Here is a 20,668-nt window from a genome sequence, read left to right as displayed (position 1 = left end):
TTGACATCAGCAAGGGAATCTGACAACGTCTTTCGTTCCCTTTCTTCGACTTTTAGCACCAGTAAAGGAATCTGACAGCACCTTTCGTTCCCTTTCTTCGACTTTTAGCACCAGTAAAGGAATCTGACAGCACCTTTCGTTCCCTTTCTTCGACTTTTAGCACCAGTAAAGGAATCTGACAGCACCTTTCGTTCCCTTTCTTCGACTTTTAGCACCAGTAAAGGAATCTGACAGCACCTTTCGTTCCCTTTTTTCGACTTTTGCCACCAGCAAGGGAATCTGACAACGTCTTTCGTTCCCTCTTCGGCTTTCAGTATCAGTAAAAGCATTCAGACAACCACACAGGAGCACAGCTTCGACACGGGACGCTCACAAACCACCCCCGCGATATCCGGAAAGTGGATCGCAGCGATTGGAACTCCGCAACCTAAGTTATTTTGAAGATAAACACCATAATTTGGCCCACTAAAAAAAGCTGCCAGATACCATATAGTTTCCCTTGGCACCTGACACCATACACATTACATATTCCGGCGATACTGCCCCCCGACCTCATAAAGGGCATTCGTAATTTGACCTAAACTCGCTACTTGAACCGTCTCAAGTAACTGTTCAAATATATTCTCATTATTAACAGCAGCCTGCTTTAATTTCACCAACGCTTCATCAACCTTTGATTGATTTCTCGTTTTAAACTCATTTAAATTTTGTATCTGAAGCTCCTTTTCTTCCTTTGACGCTCTGGCTAATTCAATGCTATTCAAATCTTCCTCTGATGGTGGATTTGGATTTAGATAGGTATTCACCCCAATGATCGGAAGCTCTCCCGTATGTTTTTTCATTTCATAAAACATCGACTCATCTTGAATTTTCCCACGCTGATATTGAGTTTCCATCGCACCTAACACTCCGCCACGATCATTGATTCGTTCGAATTCCTGTAATACTGCTTCTTCAACAAGATCTGTTAATTCCTCAACAATAAATGAACCCTGTAATGGGTTTTCATTTTTTGTTAGCCCATGTTCTTTAGTGATAATCATTTGAATCGCCATCGCACGTCGAACTGATTCTTCAGTCGGTGTCGTGATAGCTTCATCATAGGCATTTGTATGCAACGAATTACAATTATCATGAAGTGCCATCAAGGCTTGTAAAGTTGTTCTTATATCATTAAAATCAATTTCTTGAGCATGCAGTGATCGTCCAGATGTTTGAATATGATACTTAAGCTTTTGACTTCTCTCATTTGCACCATATTTATCTCTCATTACAGTTGCCCAAATTCGTCTTGCTACACGACCAATCACCGTGTATTCAGGATCAAGTCCATTACTGAAGAAGAATGACAGGTTGGGAGCGAAATCATCGATATTCATCCCACGGCTTAAATAATACTCCACATATGTGAAGCCATTTGATAATGTAAATGCGAGCTGAGATATCGGATTAGCCCCTGCTTCAGCAATATGATATCCGGAAATAGAAACTGAATAATAGTTTCTTACTTTATTTTTTATAAAATATTCCTGAATATCTCCCATCATTCGTAAGGCAAACTCTGTTGAGAAAATACACGTATTTTGGCCTTGATCTTCTTTTAAAATATCAGCTTGAACTGTTCCTCTAACCGTTTGAAGTGTTCTGTTTTTCACTTCATCGTATTCCTCATCAGTAAGAGATCGTCCTAGCTGTTGGATTGTTTTTTCGACCTGTTGATAAATGGCTGTGTTCATAAACATCGCTAAAATGATTGGTGCTGGACCATTAATGGTCATTGAAACCGATGTTGATGGATGACATAAATCAAACCCAGCATATAATTTTTTCATATCATCAAGATTGCAAACGCTTACACCACTCTCGCCAACCTTACCATAAATATCAGGTCTGTATGCCGGATCCTCGCCATATAGTGTGACGGAATCAAAGGCGGTGCTCAGTCTTTTTGCTGAATCATCTTTTGATAAGTAATGAAAGCGACGGTTTGTTCGATCGGGGGTGCCTTCACCTGCAAATTGTCTTTTCGGATCTTCTCCCTCTCTTTTAAATGGAAATACTCCTGCAGTAAAAGGAAAGGAGCCTGGCACATTTTCTCTATATACCCACCTTAAAATTTCTCCAAAGTCTTCGTATTTAGGAAGAGAAATTTTAGCAATCGATAATCCCGATAGACTTACCGTTCTGAGGATGGTTACAATCTCTTTATCTCTAATTTTTGTAATCATTTTCTCTTTTGCATAAATTGCTTTTTGCTCATGCCATTGATCTAAAATCTTCTTCGACTCATCTGTTAACTTATTTTCATACTCAGTTTGCAGGTCATAAAGAGGTTGTTTTATCTCCTCACTCGTATTGTTCATCCCTAGAGCTTCAATCGTACCTTGAATTTGAAATAGTTTACGGGCATAGTTCACTTGTTCTTCTGCTTTTTTATGATAATTGCGAACCGTTTCAGATATCTCACGTAAATAATATCGACGATCAGTTGGTATAATGACGGTTTGCTTTTGAACTTCAATTGTTTTTTCTAAAGTCGTTTGCCAGCTAAAATTGAATTTTTCATTAATAAGATTAATTAGTGCCACAAAAAGCGTGTTCGTTCCAGGATCATTAAATTGACTTGCTATGGTACCATAAACAGGCATCTCATCTAGCTCTTTCTCGAAAAACAAGTGACTTCGCTGATATTGTTTTTGAACCTGTCGTTTCGCATCCTCTGAGCCTTTTCGTTCAAATTTGTTAATGACGATAAGGTCCGCGTAGTCAATCATATCAATTTTTTCAAGCTGAGAAGGTGCCCCAAATTCACTCGTCATGACATACAATGCAAGATCACATATCTCCATAATCTCTGCATCACCTTGACCTATTCCACTCGTTTCAACGATAATCAGGTCAAAATCAGCTGCCTTTAATACCGTTAAAGCATCTTTTATCGCTAAAGAAAGCTCTGACTTGGATTGTCTTGTGGCTAAGCTCCGCATATAGACATTTGGGGAAAATATAGCATTCATTCGAATTCTATCACCTAGAAGTGCTCCACCCGTTTTTTGCTTCGTGGGATCGATTGATACAATCGCCACCTTTTTTGTTGGCATTTCATTAATAAATCTTCGTATTAATTCATCCGTTAATGAGCTTTTACCCGCTCCACCTGTTCCTGTAATTCCCACGACAGGTATATCCCTTGCTAAATCCTTTACTTTTTCTAACACCGTTTCAGCTGTTGCCGCAACTTCATTTGTATGATCTAACCGATTTTCCGCAATTGTAATCAGTCTTGCGATCGCTTGGTCTTCGCCCTCTTTAAGTCTTTCGATTTCATCGTTTACTTTAGCTGTAAGAGCGTAATCACACTCCACCATCATCTTATCAATCATGCCCTGAAGTCCTAATTTTCGTCCGTCTTCAGGTGAGAAAATTCGTGCAATTCCATACTCATGGAGCTCTTTAATCTCTCGCGGAATGATGACACCACCGCCACCACCATATATTTTTATATGACTTGCACCCTTTTCCTGCAAGCAATCATACATATACTTGAAATATTCAACATGCCCCCCTTGATAAGATGACACCGCTATCCCCTGAACATCCTCCTGGATAGCCGCCTTCACAATCTCATCAACCGAACGATTATGCCCAAGATGAATCACCTCTGCCCCGCTCGCCTGAAGCATCCTCCTCATAATATTAATCGACGCATCGTGCCCATCAAACAAACTCGACGCCGTAATAAACCGCACATGATTTTGGGACCTATACCTTTCCACAGTCATCCTCCTTTTCGGGCGGTGCCTGTCACCGCCCGAATTTTGTCGAACTCTTTGCGTAGTGTCACTACCCGAATTTCCCGAACTTCCTCTACTACAACTTTTTGGTTAAGCCATTTAAGATAAGGTTTGTTTGGATATTAATATATTCATCAAGAGTATAGTGTTTTTGCAATACCCAGCGTCTGAATCCCCACATTTGTCCTTGAACAATGATACTGTGAGCAATTAGCGGAATTTCTGCTTCTTTAATCTCTAGTTCACCATTTTCAACACAGCTTATAATCATCTTTTCAAATACTTTTGCTAAATCATTCTCCTTATTCAGCACATATGGAAGGGCATCCTTAGATAATGACTTTGCTTCCTGATACATAACAAGTACCTCGTCCTGCATTTCATCCATCACTCTAAAATGATGGGCGATTGCTTGTTTAAGACTTTGAAGACTACCTGCTCGGGAATTAATAGCCTCCTCCAACCGTTCAGTTACATGGTCATAAATGCTATCACAAACTAAATAGAGTATATCTTCTTTACTTTTAATATATTCATAGAGCGTGCCTATACTAAATCCAGCCGCTTTCGCGATTTCTCTTGTTGTTGTCCGATGAAACCCCTTTTGTTTAAAAAGAGTAACTGCCCCTTTAATCATTTGATCACGGCGCTTTTTTATTAATCGTTCGTCCTTTACTGAAGCATGAACCGTCCGCTTTTGCACATTTCATCACATCCCCTTTACAAAATACAGCTAGAGAAATCATTTATATCTCCCTAGCTAAAGTTATCTCTATCTAATTTGTTAACATTCTTGAAATCACAAGCCTTTGAATTTCCTGAGTGCCTTCATAGATTTGTGTAATTTTTGCATCTCTCATAAACCGCTCAACGGGATAATCCTTCGTATAGCCATACCCACCAAAGACTTGAACCGCGTCTGTTGTCACCTTCATTGCGGTATCACCCGCAAACAGTTTAGACATCGCTGATTCTTTTCCGTAAGGCAGTCCTTCCGATTCGAGCCAAGCCGCCTGATACGTTAAAAGGCGAGCTGCTTCAATACTTGTCGCCATATCTGCTAGCTTAAAGCCGACTCCTTGTTGGGCAGATATGGGTTTACCGAATTGAACGCGCTCCTTTGAGTAGTCAACAGCTGCATCTAATGCCCCTTGAGCAATCCCGACTGCTTGTGCGGCAATTCCATTTCTACCACCGTCTAACGTCATCATTGCAATCTTAAAGCCTTGACCTTCCTCACCTAAAAGATTTTCTTTTGGTACACGACAATCCTCAAAAATAATTTCCGTTGTTGGTGATGAACGGATTCCTAACTTTTTCTCTTTCTTCCCTACCGAAAATCCTGGCATGTTACTTTCTACGATAAATGCACTTGTTCCTTTATGCTTTGATGTTGGATCTGTCAAAGCGAACACAATATAGATTTCTGCTTCTCCGCCATTTGTAATAAAGATTTTCGAGCCATTTAAAATATAATCGTCGCCATCTAGTACGGCTGTCGTTTTCATTGCACCAGCATCAGACCCGGAGCCTGACTCAGTAAGTCCATATGCTCCCATCTTCTTGCCCTCAGCCATCGGTCTTAAGTATTTTTGTTTTTGTTGTTCCGTCCCAAATTTGTAAACAGGCCAGCCTGCAAGGGAGGTATGTGCTGACAGAGTTACACCTATGGATGCACATACTCTTGATAATTCTTCTACTGCGATACAATAAGCTAAATAGTCACTCCCAATTCCGCCATATTCTTCTGGCCATGGGATACCAGTAAGCCCTAACTCAGCCATTTTATTAAAAATTTCTCGATCAAATCGTTCCTCTTCATCTCTTTCGGCTGCAGTTGGTGCCACTTCATTCGTTGCAAAACTTCTAACCATTTTCCGGATCATTTCATGTTCTTCACTTAATTTAAAGTTCATGTTGAATACACCCACCTTATAAGCTCTTGCTAATGACTAATCGTTGGATTTCACTCGTTCCCTCATAAATCTCACATACTTTGGCATCTCGGAAAAAACGCTCAACTGGGTATTCCTTTGTGTATCCATACCCGCCATACACTTGAATTGCCTCAGTGGCTACCTCCATCGCTGTTTTTGAAGCAAACAGCTTCGCCATTGATGCTTGTTTGCCACATGGAATTCCTTTTGTCCGTAAATCAGCTGCTTGATAGACTAATAGCTTTGCAGCCTCAACAGACGTCGCCATATCTGCGAGCTTAAAGCCAACTCCCTGTTGATGAGCTATTGGCTTCCCAAACTGAACTCGCTCCTTGGCATAATTCGTTGCATGTTCTAGTGCAGCTTCGGCGATTCCTAATGCTTGTGCTGCAATTCCAATACGTCCAACCTCTAAATTAGCTAGTGCAACCTTGAAGCCGTCTCCTTCTGCTCCTAGGAGATTACTTGCAGGCACTTTAGCATTCTCGAAACTCAATGAAACGGTTCTTGACCCATGTAGACCCATCTTTTTCTCATCTTTACCAATGAAAAAGCCTTCCGTATCTTTATCTACAATAAACGCACTAATGCCCTTACTTCCCGGTATCTCTGGATTTGTGCGTGCAAAAACAATATATACGTCTGCTTCACCACCATTAGTGATGAAGATTTTCGATCCGTTTAAAAAATAAAAATCACCTTGTTTGACTGCTTTTGTTTTTAAGCTCGCTGCGTCTGAACCAGAACTTGGTTCAGTTAAACAAAATGCCCCTAAATACTCCCCACTAGCCAGTTTCGGTACATATCTTTCCTTTTGATAAGCGGTTCCAAAAGCAAGTATTGGATTCGTTCCTACAGACGTGTGGACTGATAAAATAACCCCAACTGTTGCACTTACCTTTGATAGCTCATGAATAGCGATAATATAAGAGGTAAAATCCATCTCTGCTCCGCCATATTGACTTGGTGCTGTAATTCCCATCAACCCGAGCTCCGCCATTTTCTTTAGGACTTCTCTAGGAAATTCACCTTGCTCCATTCGCTCTATAAATGGCTTCACTTCTTCTCTAGCAAAATCCCGTACCATTTTCCTCATCATTTCTTGTTCGTGTGTAAATTGCAGATTCATGAGGATGCCTCCAGCTAAAATTTTTTATTGACTATATTGATAAAATCCTCGACCCGTTTTACGACCCAACCAGCCTGCACTCACATACTTTCGAAGTAATGGGCATGGTCGGTATTTATCATCACCAAAGCCTTCATGTAGAGTTTCCATAATGTAAAGACATGTATCAAGTCCAATAAAATCAGCTAATGTTAATGGTCCCATAGGATGATTCATACCCAATTTCATCACCTCATCGACCACCTCAGGAGTAGCCACCCCTTCATAAACGGTAAAAATAGCTTCATTAATCATCGGCATTAACACTCGATTAGATACAAATCCAGGAAAATCATTCACCTCGACAGCGACTTTCTTTAAGTTTTCCGTCATGTCTGCAACTTGATTAAATACATCATCACTCGTTGCTAATCCTCTAATCACCTCGACTAGCTTCATAACTGGTACAGGATTCATAAAATGCATCCCGATAACACGTTCTGGACAGCTTGTTGCTGCAGCAATCTCTGTTATCGGTAGTGAAGATGTGTTGGATGCTAAAATGGCGGTCGGTTTTGAAATATCGGAAAGCTTCTTAAAAAGCTGTTTCTTTACCTCTATGTTTTCCACGATCGCTTCAATAAAAAGATCGGATTGAACTCCGTCATATAATTTAGAAGTTGGTGTTAAGTTACCTAGTACCTTGTCTCTTTCATCCGAAGTGATTCGTCCCTTATCAACCTGTCGTTGTAAATTAGCTTTTATTGTTTGGTAGCCTTTTTCTAGGCCATCTTCATTTAAGTCATAAAGAAACACCGAGTACCCAGCAGCTGCACAAACCTGTGCAATTCCAGATCCCATTTGCCCTGCACCGACAACCATTACCTGTCCAATGCTCATGTTTTCTCCCCCTTGTACCTACTTGACTTCAATTAAGATCGCATCTCCTTGCCCTCCACCACTACAAATGGCAGCAATACCTAGACCTCCACCTCGTCGCTTTAATTCATGTACAAGTGTTAAAATAATTCTTGTGCCACTCGCGCCAATTGGATGACCAAGTGCAACTGCTCCTCCATTTACATTCACCTTTTCTGGGTTTATTCCAGCTAACTGAATACTAGCTAACGAAACAGCAGCAAATGCCTCATTAATTTCAAATAAGTCGATGTCATCGACACTCTTCCCTGTTTTCTTTAAAAGCTTCTCAATAACAAGACCTGGTGTTTTCGGAAAATCTTTTGCCTCTACCGCAATTTCAGCGTGTCCAAGGATCAATCCAAGTGACTCTCTTCCTTCTTTTGCAGCACGCTCTTCACTCATTAAAACGAGTGCTGCAGCTCCATCATTGATCCCAGGTGCATTCCCTGCAGTGATCGTTCCATCTGCATTAAATACAGGAGAAAGTGATGATAATTTTTCGAGTGAAGTATCCTTTCGAGGCCCCTCATCATGCTCAACCACAGAAATTTTCCCTTTCCGATCCTTTATTTCGACCGAGACAATCTCCTCTGAAAGTCTACCTGATTCGAGCGCTGCTACAGCACGTTGGTGACTTCTTAGCGCCCATTCATCCTGTGCTTTTCGCGATATCTCAAGATCCTTTGCAGTTCCACTTCCGTAAACTCCCATATGGACACCATCAAAGCTACATGTTAATCCATCGTGAATCATCATATCCTTCACACTGCTGTCCCCCATTCGAAGACCCCAGCGTGCTTTTGGTAAAATATAAGGCGCATTACTCATTGACTCCATCCCACCAGCAACAATCACTTCTTCATCCCCTAATCGAATCAGTTGGTCGGCTAAAGTCACACTTCTAAAACCAGATGCGCATACTTTATTTATTGTTTCTGTCTTTACATTCCACGGTATTCCTGCATGTCTAGCTGCCTGCCTTGATGGAATTTGTCCTTGTCCCCCTTGTAGAACATTTCCAATGATCACTTCATCAATGTCTTCAGCTGCTAAATTTGTCCGATTAAGGGCCTCTTTGATTGCAATTCCACCAAGTTCAGATGCTGTCAACGAACTTAAAGCGCCACCGAACTTTCCAACTGGAGTTCTCGCACCGCCTAAAATGACTGTTTTCCCCATCATAAATCCCCCCGAATTTATTAGTAATCGCTTACATTTAATTGCCTCTATATAAATTCGACAATTAGAAATCTTCTAATTTTTAGCATTCCTCTACTATTCTATCACAATCTTGACTGAACGTTCACTCATAAATTGTTACATATTTCTTGTTAATTTTACAATTTTTTCAATTTAGATAGACTAAGTTTCCTTTTTTTAATTAAGGATATAACCATTGTTTTCACAGGAAAAACATACAGAAAGTGCTAGACACCAGTATGACTGATGCCGAGCACTAAATCTAACAACCTATTAATATCTTTAAGCTGACTCCCTCTTTGGCCCAATAACAGATTTCTCTAAGAGCTCCGCTACATCAAGTGTTCCAACTTTATCTTCTACTTCTTTCGCTTTTGTTCCATCACTTAGCATCGTTAAGCAATATGGGCAGCCCGAGCTGATAATTGTTGGCTTTACTTGAAGGGCTTGTTCTGTTCTAGCCACATTAACACGTGTACCTGTATCTTCTTCCATCCACATTAAGCCACCGCCTGCTCCACAGCACATTCCTTTTTCGCGGTTTCTCTCCATCTCAACAAGTTGTACTCCTGGAATGGCTTTTAAGATCGAACGAGGTTGTTCATATACTTCATTGTAACGACCTAAATAACAGGAATCATGGAAGGTGATGGTTTCATTCACTTCATATTTAGGAACCAACTTACCTTCCTCAACTAACTTTGCTAAAAATTCTGTATGGTGATATACCTCTCCTGTAAAACCAAAATCAGGATATTCATTTTTAAATGTATTGTATGCATGAGGATCAATGGTCACAATTTTTGTGACTCCATTTTTCTCAAACTCGGCGATATTATTTTGGGCAAGCTCTTGGAATAAGAATTCATTTCCTAAGCGTCTCGGCGTATCTCCTGAGTTTTTCTCTTTGTTTCCTAAAATTGCAAATTTCACTCCCGCTTCATTCATCAGCTTAGCAAATGATTGTGCAATCTTCTGGCTACGATTATCGAATGCCCCCATCGAACCAACCCAGAATAAAAATTCAAATTCCTCACCTGATTTTTTCATTTCTTTCACTGTTGGAATAGAGATTGACTCATCGATTTCACGCCAGTTTTCTTTTTCTTTACGGTTTAATCCCCATGGATTTCCTTGACGTTCAATATTCGTCATCGCACGTTGTGCATCTGCATCCATCTTTCCTTCTGTTAAGACAAGATATCTTCTTAAATCAATAATTTTATCAACATGTTCATTCATAACTGGACATTGATCTTCACAGTTACGACAAGTCGTACAGGCCCAAATTTCCTCTTCGGTAATAACGTCTCCAATCAAGCTTGGATTATATGGTATTTCGAGTGTTGCAGCAGACTCATCAAATCCATTTTGTCTGGAAGCAAGCGCTAACTGATTTCCTTTAGTATGTGAAAAAGCAACAGCTGGTACCCAAGGTGTTTTCGATGTAACAACGGCACCTTTCTCTGTTAAATGATCTCTTAACTTTAAAATTAAGTCCATTGGTGATAAAAGCTTTCCAGTCCCAGTAGCTGGACACATATTTGTGCAACGGCCACACTCCACACAGGCGTACAAATCAATTAACTGTGTTTGTTTGAAGTCTTCAATTTTACCAACACCAAAAGTCTCTTGTGTTTCATCTTCAAAATCGATGGCTTCAAGTTTACCAGGAGGTGATAAGCGGTTTAAAAATACGTTTACAGGACCGGCAATTAAATGAGCGTGTTTTGATTGTGGAACATACACTAAAAATGTTAATAAGAAAAGTAAATGGATCCACCATGAAATGTAAAATAAAACAATTGCGGTAGTCTCACCAATCCCACCCAAAAGAAAGGCGAATCCTGACGCAATTGGCTCTGACCATGTTAATCCATGATCATGCCAGATAATCCCCATTCCATTTCCAAATAACACTGACAGCATTAATCCTCCGATAAAAATTAACACTAAGCCCGATTTCAAATTTCGCTTTAAACGTACAAGCTTTTCAATATAACGTCTGTGAAATGCCCAGAAAACAGCGATTAAAATCATGAACGTCACAATTTCTTGGAAAAAGGTAAAGCCACCATAGAGAGGTCCTAGAGGAATATGCGAACCCGGAACTAACCCCTTCCAAATGAAATCAATGGCCCCGAACTGTACAAGAATAAACCCATAGAAAAACATGACATGAATAATTCCACTTTTCTTATCTTTTAAAAGCTTTTTTTGCCCAAATACATTGACCCAAACTTTATTTAATCGTTCCTTTGTTCTTTGATCAAATTCAACTTTCTTCCCTAATTTAATGTAAGCCGCCCTTGTTTTAATTAAGTAAACGAATAAATAAATTGCGTAAGCGGTTACAATAGCGAATGCAATAAAATTAGCCAATAATAATCCCATATTCTCGTACTCCCCCTCTGTATTATTTTCTTTTAGACAAAGCTAAAGAGCCTGTTTTTCAATCATATTCTGAAAAATAATTATAATACCATTATATAATGAATGAACATTCAGTCAATCCTTTTATGACATTTCTTTTTTCATAAACAACCCAAAATTGGTTCAAACTAAAATAACCACTAAGACTGGAGGATACACTCACATGATGATTACACTTTCTATAGTTGTGCTTGTTGCCGTCCTTTTGTTGTGGTTATATTTTGACTTCAAGTTGGGACGCAAAAGGCATCTTAGTACCGTAAATAAACGAGAATATCCAGAACGAAAGGGAAATCTCATCTTATTCAACAATGGTGAAAAACTATTCAAAGATCTTTTCGATGAGTTAAGAAACGCTAAAGAGCATATTCATCTTCTATTTTATATTGTCAAAAATGATAAAATCAGCCATGAATTTTTAGGCATCCTTAAGGAGCGAGCCGAGGCTGGTGTTAAAGTTAGACTTCTTGTCGACTATATTGGTGGAAATAAGATTCCTAAAAAGATGATCAAGGATTTAAAAGAAAGTGGTGTACAATTTTTTTATTGTCATAAGCCAAAATTCCCATTTATATGGTATTCGTTAAATGAAAGAAATCATCGGAAAATCACAGTAATTGATGGTAAGGTGGGCTATGTTGGAGGATTTAATATCGGAAAAGAGTATCTCGGTCGCGATCCAAAGTTCGGATTTTGGCGTGATTATCATTTAAAAGTAGATGGTCCAGCCGTAAATGATTTACAAACACAGTTTTTATATGATTTTCACGATACCACTGGTGAGGACTTACTTGTAAATACAAAGTATTTCCCTACACTTCAAGAAGGACCAATTCCAATGAAGATAGTCCCTACTGATGGCGCGTTCCTACAGCATCACTTTACCGATTTAATTAAAACCGCTCAAGAAGAAATTCTATTAGGATCTCCATATTTTATCCCAGGAAAAATGATCGCTCAAGAATTAATAAATGCTGCAAACCGTGGAGTGAAAATTAAAATTCTAATTCCTCGTCAGGGTGATCATCCCTTTGTAAAGGAAGCAGCCTTTCCTTACTTTAATCCGTTAATGAGAAGTGGGATTGAATTTTACTATTATGAAAAAGGATTTTATCATTCAAAAGTGATTGTCATCGATGATCAAATTTGTGATATCGGAACTGCAAACCTGGATAAACGAAGCTTCTTTTTAAATCATGAAGTCAACTGTTTTATCTATGATTTCCAATTTATTCAATATGTCAAAGGTCAAATGCGAAAAGACTTTGCGAACGCTTCACAAATTACCTTTAATGAATTAAAACAAAGATCTATTTTTCAAAGAGGGAAAGAAAAGTTTTCTACGTTAATCTCAGGATTGCTATAATATAGAAAGATTGTTGTTCATTGAACTATTTAAAGTGGAATATACTAGTTGTTCCTGATATTAGGTAAGAGATGCCACACTGCTATGTTAAAGTGATTTTATAAGTATGTACAAAAGCAACAACTTATACGAGATAAGCTTATAAAAATGATGAGCGCTAAATATAACTAGCACAGCTGTGTTACTTATATTTTGCGCTTTTTCATGAAAATATTGAATTTAGGGGTCGGTGACGATTGGTTAAAATACGATTTGGTTATGTCTCTCATGCTCTCTCATTATATGAATGCTCTCCAGCTAGAACATTAACCTTTACTAGATGGAAAGCGATGGATAAAGAGGAGAGATATCAGAAGCTACTTGAGGTTACAGGGATTAATTTAAGAAATACGTTACGCATGCTTTATTATAATATCGCCAATGAGATTGAAGTATATCGAATGTCGTCCTCCATTGTCCCGCTTGCCACCCATCCTGACGTATTATGGGATTTTCGTACTCCTTTTAAAAAGGAGCTAAGGGAAATTGGAGAGCTAGTCAAAAAACACAATTTAAGGGTCAGTCTGCACCCGAATCAGTTTACTCTTTTTACAAGCCCTAAAGAAACGATTACCACTAATGCGGTCAAGGATATGCAATATCATTACGATCTTTTTGAAGGAATGGGAATCCACGATCGAACCATTATTAATATCCATGTTGGTGGAGCATATGGTGATAAAACTGAAGCACTAAAACGGTTTTACGAAAATATTAAACAACTCCCATATCATGTTAAAGAGAGAATGTCACTAGAGAACGATGATAAAACTTACACAGCAGAGGAAACGTTAGAGGTATGCCGAAATGAGAGGATTCCATTTGTATTTGATTATCATCATCACCAAGCAAATCTGTCTGAGCGTAGCTTGACTGAGCTTCTTCCAGATATATTTCAAACATGGTCTCATTTGGACTTGATTCCAAAGGTCCATCTATCTTCACCAAAATCAGAAAAGGAATTTAGAAGCCATGCTGATTTTGTTGACCCTGCATTTATCCGGCCGTTTTTTGATGCCGCCAGGGAAGTAGGCCAAGATCTAGACGTTATGATTGAAGCGAAACAAAAGGACAAAGCACTACATCAGCTTGTTGGAGATTTATCAAAAATTCGTGGTGTTAAGAGAGTGGCTGGAGCAACCATTATATGGTGATACCTATGGAATTGCAGGATCCTGACAAAGGCCGGGGGGTGATTCTGCTCCCGCTCGCCACTGGATCCTGACATTGGCCGGATTTTTTTCAGATCACGCCGCATTCTGGCTCCAACCCGCCGCATTCTCGCTCCAACCCGCCGCTTTTACGACTGTGCTCGCCCGATTTTGGTTCTGCTCTCCACTTGGATCCTGACACTGGCCCGTTTTACTTCTGATCCCGCCGCATTCTCGCTCCAACCCGCCGCTTTTCCCACTGTGCTCGCCCGATTTTCGTTCCTGCTCTCCACTAGATCCTGACACTGGCCCGATTTTATTCAGATTCCGCCGGATTCTCGCTCCAACCCGCCGCTTTTCCCACTGTTCTCGCCCGATTTTGATTGTGCTCTCCACTGAATTCATGACACTGGCCCGATTTTTTTCTGATCCCGCCGCATTCTCGCCCCAACCCGCCGCTTTTCCCACTGTGCTCGCCCGATTTTGGTTGTGCTCTCCACTTGGATCCTGACACTGGCCCGTTTTGCTTCTGAATCCGCCGCATTCTGGCCCCAACCCGCCGCTTTTCCGACTGTTCTCGCCCGATTTTGGTTCTGCTCTCCACTTGGATCCTGACACTGGCCCGTTTTACTTCTGATCCCGCCGGATTCTCGCTCCAACCCGCCGCTTTTCCCACTGTGCTCGCCCGATTTTCATCTGTGCTCTCCACTAGATCCTGAAACTCGCCCGATTTTTGATTGTACTCTCTACTGAATTTTCTTCATACCTCGCTGAATGCAGGATCTTTACAACAAAAAGACCCTCTAATCACCATGTTAGAGGGTCAACGATTTATTACATTTTCTCTGGTGCAGATACTCCAATAAGCGCTAATGCATTTTGAAGGGTAATTTGTACTGCTTTCATTAAGCCTAAACGAGCTTTTGTTTTTTCCATATTCTCTTGATCAAGTACCTTCTCTGCATTATAAAAACTGTGAAGAGCTGATGCTAATTCATACGTGTAATTCGTCACACGATGTGGAATTCTCTTTTCAGCTGCCTCAGCTACGGCAGCAGGAAATTCACCTAATTTCTTCAATAAATCTATTTCTTTTTCTGAATTAATAAGAGCTAAATTTATGTTTTCATCTAAATTCACGCCTAGTTCTTCTCCAGAACGAAGCATACTGCAAATTCTAGCATGAGCATATTGAGAGTAATATACAGGATTTTCGTTAGACTTTGAGACTGCCAAATCTAAATCAAAGTCCATATGAGTATCAGCACTGCGCATTGCAAAGAAATAACGAACAGCATCTAATCCAACTTCTTCAATTAAATCACGCATCGTAACTGCCTTACCTGTTCGCTTGCTCATCTTCATTTTTTCACCATTTTTATATAAATGGACAAGTTGAATGATTTCAACCTCTAATGTATCTTCAGCATAACCTAAAGCTTGGATTGCTGCCTTCATACGTGGAATATATCCATGATGGTCTGCTCCCCATATATTGATCAGCTTTTCAAAACCACGCTCAAGCTTATCTTGATGATAAGCAATATCAGGGGTTAGATACGTATATGACCCATCACTTTTTTTCAATACACGATTCTTGTCATCACCATATGTTGTCGAACGGAACCATGTTGCCCCTTCTTCTTCATAGATGTGGCCCTTTTCACGTAGCGTTGCAAGCGCATTATCAATTTTACCATTATGATAAAGTGATGTTTCAGAATACCAAACATCAAAATCAACTCTAAATTCTGCTAAATCTTTTTGCAACTTAGCCATTTCATATTTAAGGCCATATTCACGGAAAAAGTCAAAACGCTCTTGTTCAGGGATATGAACATATTTATCACCAAACTCCGCAGCAAGAGTTTTACCAATCTCAATAATATCTTGTCCATGGTAACCATCCTCTGGCATGTCTTTTTCCATACCTAGTGCCTGCATATAGCGAGTTTCCACTGAAATTGCTAGATTGTTAATTTGGTTACCAGCATCATTAATATAATATTCACGAGATACATCATAGCCTGCTTTCGCCAAGATATTACAAAGTGAGTCACCAACAGCAGCACCTCTAGCATGTCCTAAATGAAGATCACCAGTTGGATTTGCTGACACAAACTCGACTTGAACCTTTTGATTTCTGCCAGTATTTGTTGCACCATAGTGTGAACCCGATTTTAGAATTGTTGAAACTAACTCAGTAAGGTATGTATTATCCATATAAAAATTAATAAATCCTGGTCCTGCAATTTCAATCTTCTCAATCGACGCTTTTGTTTTATCAAAGTGATTAACAATGTCATCTGCAATTGTTCGTGGAGCTTTCTTTGCAATACGAGCTAACTGCATCGCCATATTTGTAGAAAAATCACCATGGGCCTTTTCCTTTGGAATTTCTAGGACTACATCTGGAATCTGTTCTTCTAAAGCTAGTCCAGCTTTTACAACAGACGCTTTTATTTCATCTTTCAAGCGCTCTTTTACTTGATCAAAAACGTTCATTTATTCTCCTCCTTAAATGTAATGGTAATCGAATATCGTCCAGATTGCTCTCCTTGGAGGGCAAGTGTATATGTTAAAAACAATTTACCTTTATGGCTATTTTTATAGAATATATATTCAATGTTGTTTGTGTTTGTTAACATGCCCATTGTGCCTATTTGACTCTGATATGTACCTTGAGTTGCTTCACCTTTTCGGAAAAGCTGTCTCATTGTAACAGCATCCGAACGAAGAATCAAGACTTCTTCGTTTTTTATTTTCACAACTGTTTTTACCTCACCTAAATCATGTGGCTCAACAAAAACTAGATATGTATGACTACCTTTTATGTAGTATTGACCAATTGCATCAAATGCAACAGTCTGTTTATCATTTTGGTCCTTGATTTCAGTCACAAATTTCAGCTGAATAGGAGTACCTGTGTCAGAAACAATGCTCAATTGCTACACTCCTTATGGGTTTTAATCTTGTTTGTTTACAGACAATAAGTATAATGATTCTTTTGGGAAAGTTCAATAGGGAGGGGTTTTTATACGAGGGTAAATTATAGATTTCTTCTAGTATTTCTATGCTGAAAATAACATAGGTCAGCGGAGTTCCATTCGCTGCGATCCACTTGCTTTCCGCGGGGCGGTTCGTGAGCCTCCTCGTCGCTTTTGAGCTCCTGCGGGGTCTCTCGTAACCGCTAGATCCCGCAGGAGTCAAGTGGCTCTTCACTCATTCCACACTATGGAATAAACATTTTCATTCTCCATGGTGCGAAATACTTATTTAGCATAGAAGTCTACCCCGAAAACAACTTAGGTAGCGGAGTTCCATTCGCTGCGATCCACTTGCTTTCCGCGGGGTGGTCCGTGAGCCTCCTCGTCGCCTGGGACTCCTGCGGGGTCTCACGAGACCACTCAATCCCGCAGGAGTTAAGTGGCTCTCCGCTCATTCGACACAGAGTGAGCAAAATATTCTTATCATCTATAGAGCTAATGTTATAGCTTGAGGATCCCCCCATAAATTTGTATGTTGCTAACTTATTAAAAAAAGCACTCCCACAACTAGGAGCACTTTTAAACGTAAAGACTATATTGATGTTGAATGACCAGAGTTAACTCCCTGGCTCTTACTTGGTTTAACATTTAAGATGATATTAATCGCAAATAAAATTACACTAATCACGACGACAGTACCACCTGCTGCAACTGCAGGAACAAACGCTTCGTTTCCATGCACAATAAATGCAAGCCCAATCATCATTATTGGTAGAGCAATATTATAAAGCCAAAATTGAACCTTTGCTAATTTACTTGCTGCTGCACTAGGAAATAAATAATATAAACTTCCGATAATGGCCATTGATACCCAACCTAACAAATTGACATGAACATGTACGGATGTAAGTGTGTAAGAATGTACGATTGACATATACAACCCCATGCTAACACCAATCACAAAATAAATAGCATCAATTTTAATATAGCGAATTCCCACGCTTACCAGCCACCCTTCCATTTATTAACATAAGCATATTAAAAATGTTCAATAATTATTTGCCACATTTTGTTAAAAACAACAAAAAAAGTGCCCTCTTAATTGAGCACTTTATAACTCTTCTTATTTTCTTTTTTGAACCCAACCTAAAATCATTTCACGAATTAATTTACTAGCTGTATTAGCCGTTTGTTCTGACGGATCATAAATCGGAGCAACCTCAACTAAATCACAGCCTACGACTTTAATATCAGATTTTGCAATTTCGTGAATAGACGCTAATAATTCTCGGGAAGTAATTCCGCCCGCATCTACTGTACCAGTTCCTGGTGCATGTGCTGGATCTAGGACATCAATATCTATTGTTACATACACTGGACGCCCAGCAAGCTTAGGTAGGACCTGTTTTAAAGGTTCTAATACTTCAAATGGTGAAATGTGCATGCCTACTTCTTTTGCCCATTTAAATTCTTCCTTCATCCCTGAACGGATACCGAATGAATATACATTAGTAGGTCCAATTAAATCACATACCTTTTTGATTGGTGTTGAATGTGAAAGTGGTTCACCTTCATAATGGTCGCGTAAATCAGTGTGTGCATCCATATGTATAATCGCAAGATCTGGGTATTTTTTGTACATAGCCTTCATCACTGGCCAAGATACTAAGTGCTCCCCACCCATTCCTAGTGGGAATTTATCCGCTGCTAGAAGCTGGTCTACGAAATCTTCAATCATATCCAGACTTTTTTGAGGGTTTCCAAATGGTAACGGAATATCACCTGCATCATAGTATTTTACCTCTTCTAATTCTCGATCTAAATAAAGGCTGTATTCTTCTAATCCGATTGATACCTCGCGAATACGTGCAGGACCAAATCTTGAACCTGGGCGGTAACTAACTGTCCAGTCCATTGGCATACCATAGATTACTGCTTCACTTTCTTCAAATGAAGGGTGACTTTTTATAAAAACATTACCTGAATAGGCTTCATCAAATTTCATCATAATATCTCCTTTTTTCTTATAGACTATCTTGTGAGACTAATATTTTCAGGGTAGACTTCCATGCTAAATAAGTATTTCGCACCATGAAGAATGAACATGTTTACCTCAGTGTGTAATGAGCGGAGAGCCACTTGGCTCCTGCGGGATCTAGTGGTCACGGGAGACCCCGCAGGAGCCCCCCGGGCGACGAGGAGGCTCCCGGACCACCCCGCGGAAAGCAAGTGGATCGCAGCGATTAGAACTCCGCACCCATGTTATTTTCAGGGTAGACATCCATGCTAATTAAAATTAGCACCATGGAGGGATGAAAAATTATACTTAGCTTAGTGTCTAGCTTCAGGCGCTATCGGCTCTCAGGTCTAAGTCAATCCACCCTAGAAGGTTAAAGAGCAACCTTTTAGCCGTCTTGTCTTATGCCTGTCGCCGATGAACGAGCGCCTTCCGCATTTCTTTTTTTCAGGGTAGACTAAATTGACAAAATACTTATAAAAGGTTGACCCATTTTTTAAGGGTCAACCTTGTTCATTATCTAAGTAGGTCTGCTACAAATTTAGGTAATACAAAAGATGCCTTGTGTAGTTCTTTTGTGTAGTATTTTGTTTCGATTTCGTGGAAGCGTTCTTCACTTACTTCTAGCGGATCATGCTTTTTGGATCCGATTGTGAATGTCCAAAGCCCACTTGGGTATGTTGGGATGTTGGCAATATAAAGCCTTGTGATTGGAAAAATTTCTTTTACATCATTTTGAACATTTGAAATTAGTTCAGGTGTAAACCATGGGTTATCTGTTTGGGCAACAAATACACCATCTTCCTTTAATGCTTTTGAGATACCTGCGTAAAAGCCTTTTGTAAATAAATTCACAGCTGGTCCAACTGGTTCAGTCGAATCAACCATAATTACGTCATATTCATTTTCGCTTTTGGCAATGTGCATAAAGCCATCATCCACTTTTACTTCAACACGTGGGTCATCAAGTTTGCCTGCAATTTCAGGAAGGTATTTTTTTGAATACTCGATCACTTTTCCATCGATCTCAACTAGTGTCGCTTTTTTTACACTTGGGTGTTTTAAAACCTCACGAATGACTCCACCGTCACCACCTCCGACAACAAGTACGTTTTCTGGATTAGGATGAGTGAAGAGAGGGACATGTGCAACCATCTCATGATAAACGAATTCGTCTTTTTGTGTGGTCATAACCATTCCATCAAGGATTAGCATGTTTCCAAACTCAGCAGTTTCAACCATGTCAAGCTTTTGGAACTCAGTTTGTTCTGTATGTAATGTTTTATTAATTTTAGCTGTAATTCCAAAGTTATTTGTTTGTTTTTCTGTAAACCATAATTCCATTTTATTATCTCTTCCCTTCATTGATATTGATATAACCTAAGCACAATATCTTCATATCATCTCATTTTTATCATATTAAATTCTCTATGTTCTATCGTTCCCTATTGGTTTAAATAAAAACATATTACTTCAATCTTCTTCTTTATAAGAACAATCTTTTTAGGAAAGAATCTGTCTACTGAAAAGCCAACGTATCAAAGTATAGAGCAATCTACTAAAATTTCAAGAAAAATTTTCATTTTTTAGAAGATAGAGGTTTAAAAAGACTGAAAGGACTTAATACTGAATGTTATATGATTATTTATTCTATAAAAGCATCTCTATTAAAGATAAGCTGCCTTAAATACTAGTGTGTTATTTGCTTATGAGCA

The 20,668-nt window shown here is 39.4% G+C and carries 14 protein-coding genes; 2 read left to right on the top strand and 12 right to left on the bottom strand.

Going from position 1 to position 20,668, the window contains the following annotated elements:
• Window positions 1–521: 521 nt before the first annotated feature.
• The 7 genes from icmF to BK579_RS02600 all read right to left on the bottom strand — a co-directional run bounded on the left by icmF (window position 522) and on the right by BK579_RS02600 (window position 11,354).
• Window positions 522–3,782 (bottom strand): fused isobutyryl-CoA mutase/GTPase IcmF, encoded by a 3,261-nt coding sequence (gene icmF, locus BK579_RS02630; protein WP_078543394.1) that lies wholly within the window; start codon window positions 3,780–3,782, stop codon window positions 522–524.
• 88 nt (window positions 3,783–3,870) lie between these two features.
• Window positions 3,871–4,497, bottom strand: coding sequence for a TetR/AcrR family transcriptional regulator (locus BK579_RS02625; protein WP_078543393.1), 627 nt, complete (start codon window positions 4,495–4,497; stop codon window positions 3,871–3,873).
• Between the two features lie 73 nt (window positions 4,498–4,570).
• Window positions 4,571–5,710, bottom strand: a complete 1,140-nt coding sequence (locus BK579_RS02620; RefSeq protein ID WP_078543392.1) for an acyl-CoA dehydrogenase — start codon at window positions 5,708–5,710, stop codon at window positions 4,571–4,573.
• 16 nt (window positions 5,711–5,726) lie between these two features.
• Window positions 5,727–6,860: an acyl-CoA dehydrogenase gene (locus BK579_RS02615; RefSeq protein WP_078543391.1), complete on the bottom strand. Its 1,134-nt coding sequence runs from the start codon at window positions 6,858–6,860 to the stop codon at window positions 5,727–5,729.
• Between the two features lie 24 nt (window positions 6,861–6,884).
• Window positions 6,885–7,739 carry a 3-hydroxybutyryl-CoA dehydrogenase gene (locus BK579_RS02610; RefSeq protein WP_078543390.1) on the bottom strand — a complete coding sequence of 285 codons (855 nt, stop codon included), beginning with the start codon at window positions 7,737–7,739 and terminating at the stop codon, window positions 6,885–6,887.
• Window positions 7,740–7,757: 18 nt separating this feature from the next.
• Window positions 7,758–8,939, bottom strand: coding sequence for an acetyl-CoA C-acetyltransferase (locus tag BK579_RS02605; RefSeq protein WP_078543389.1), 1,182 nt, complete (start codon window positions 8,937–8,939; stop codon window positions 7,758–7,760).
• Between the two features lie 303 nt (window positions 8,940–9,242).
• On the bottom strand, window positions 9,243–11,354 hold the full coding sequence (locus BK579_RS02600) for a heterodisulfide reductase-related iron-sulfur binding cluster (RefSeq protein WP_078543388.1): 2,112 nt from the start codon (window positions 11,352–11,354) through the stop codon (window positions 9,243–9,245).
• Window positions 11,355–11,556: 202 nt separating this feature from the next.
• On the opposite strand from BK579_RS02600, the gene cls reads away from it, so the two are divergent.
• Window positions 11,557–12,759 carry a cardiolipin synthase gene (gene cls, locus BK579_RS02595; RefSeq protein WP_235848320.1) on the top strand — a complete coding sequence of 401 codons (1,203 nt, stop codon included), beginning with the start codon at window positions 11,557–11,559 and terminating at the stop codon, window positions 12,757–12,759.
• Window positions 12,760–12,995: 236 nt separating this feature from the next.
• A complete protein-coding gene (uvsE, locus tag BK579_RS02590) occupies window positions 12,996–13,952 on the top strand; it encodes a UV DNA damage repair endonuclease UvsE (RefSeq protein ID WP_078543387.1) in 957 nt (318 codons plus the stop codon).
• 831 nt (window positions 13,953–14,783) lie between these two features.
• Here the strand turns inward: uvsE and argS are convergent.
• From argS to speE, 5 genes are all read right to left on the bottom strand, one after another.
• Window positions 14,784–16,454 carry an arginine--tRNA ligase gene (argS, locus tag BK579_RS02580; RefSeq protein WP_078543385.1) on the bottom strand — a complete coding sequence of 557 codons (1,671 nt, stop codon included), beginning with the start codon at window positions 16,452–16,454 and terminating at the stop codon, window positions 14,784–14,786.
• Window positions 16,451–16,888 carry a YwiB family protein gene (locus BK579_RS02575; protein ID WP_078550335.1) on the bottom strand — a complete coding sequence of 146 codons (438 nt, stop codon included), beginning with the start codon at window positions 16,886–16,888 and terminating at the stop codon, window positions 16,451–16,453. The genes argS and BK579_RS02575 overlap by 4 nt, the downstream gene beginning before the upstream one ends.
• A gap of 640 nt (window positions 16,889–17,528) precedes the next feature.
• Window positions 17,529–17,936, bottom strand: coding sequence for a cytochrome-c oxidase (locus BK579_RS02570; RefSeq protein WP_078543384.1), 408 nt, complete (start codon window positions 17,934–17,936; stop codon window positions 17,529–17,531).
• Window positions 17,937–18,059: 123 nt separating this feature from the next.
• Window positions 18,060–18,941, bottom strand: coding sequence for an agmatinase (speB, locus tag BK579_RS02565; RefSeq protein WP_078543383.1), 882 nt, complete (start codon window positions 18,939–18,941; stop codon window positions 18,060–18,062).
• 528 nt (window positions 18,942–19,469) lie between these two features.
• Window positions 19,470–20,297: a spermidine synthase gene (gene speE, locus BK579_RS02560; protein ID WP_078543382.1), complete on the bottom strand. Its 828-nt coding sequence runs from the start codon at window positions 20,295–20,297 to the stop codon at window positions 19,470–19,472.
• Window positions 20,298–20,668 lie beyond the last annotated feature (371 nt).

The organism is Litchfieldia alkalitelluris (genome assembly GCF_002019645.1).
In the GTDB taxonomy this organism is placed as follows: Bacteria; Bacillota; Bacilli; order Bacillales; family Bacillaceae_L; genus Litchfieldia; species Litchfieldia alkalitelluris.
This window is presented reverse-complemented; position numbering and strand designations above follow the sequence as displayed.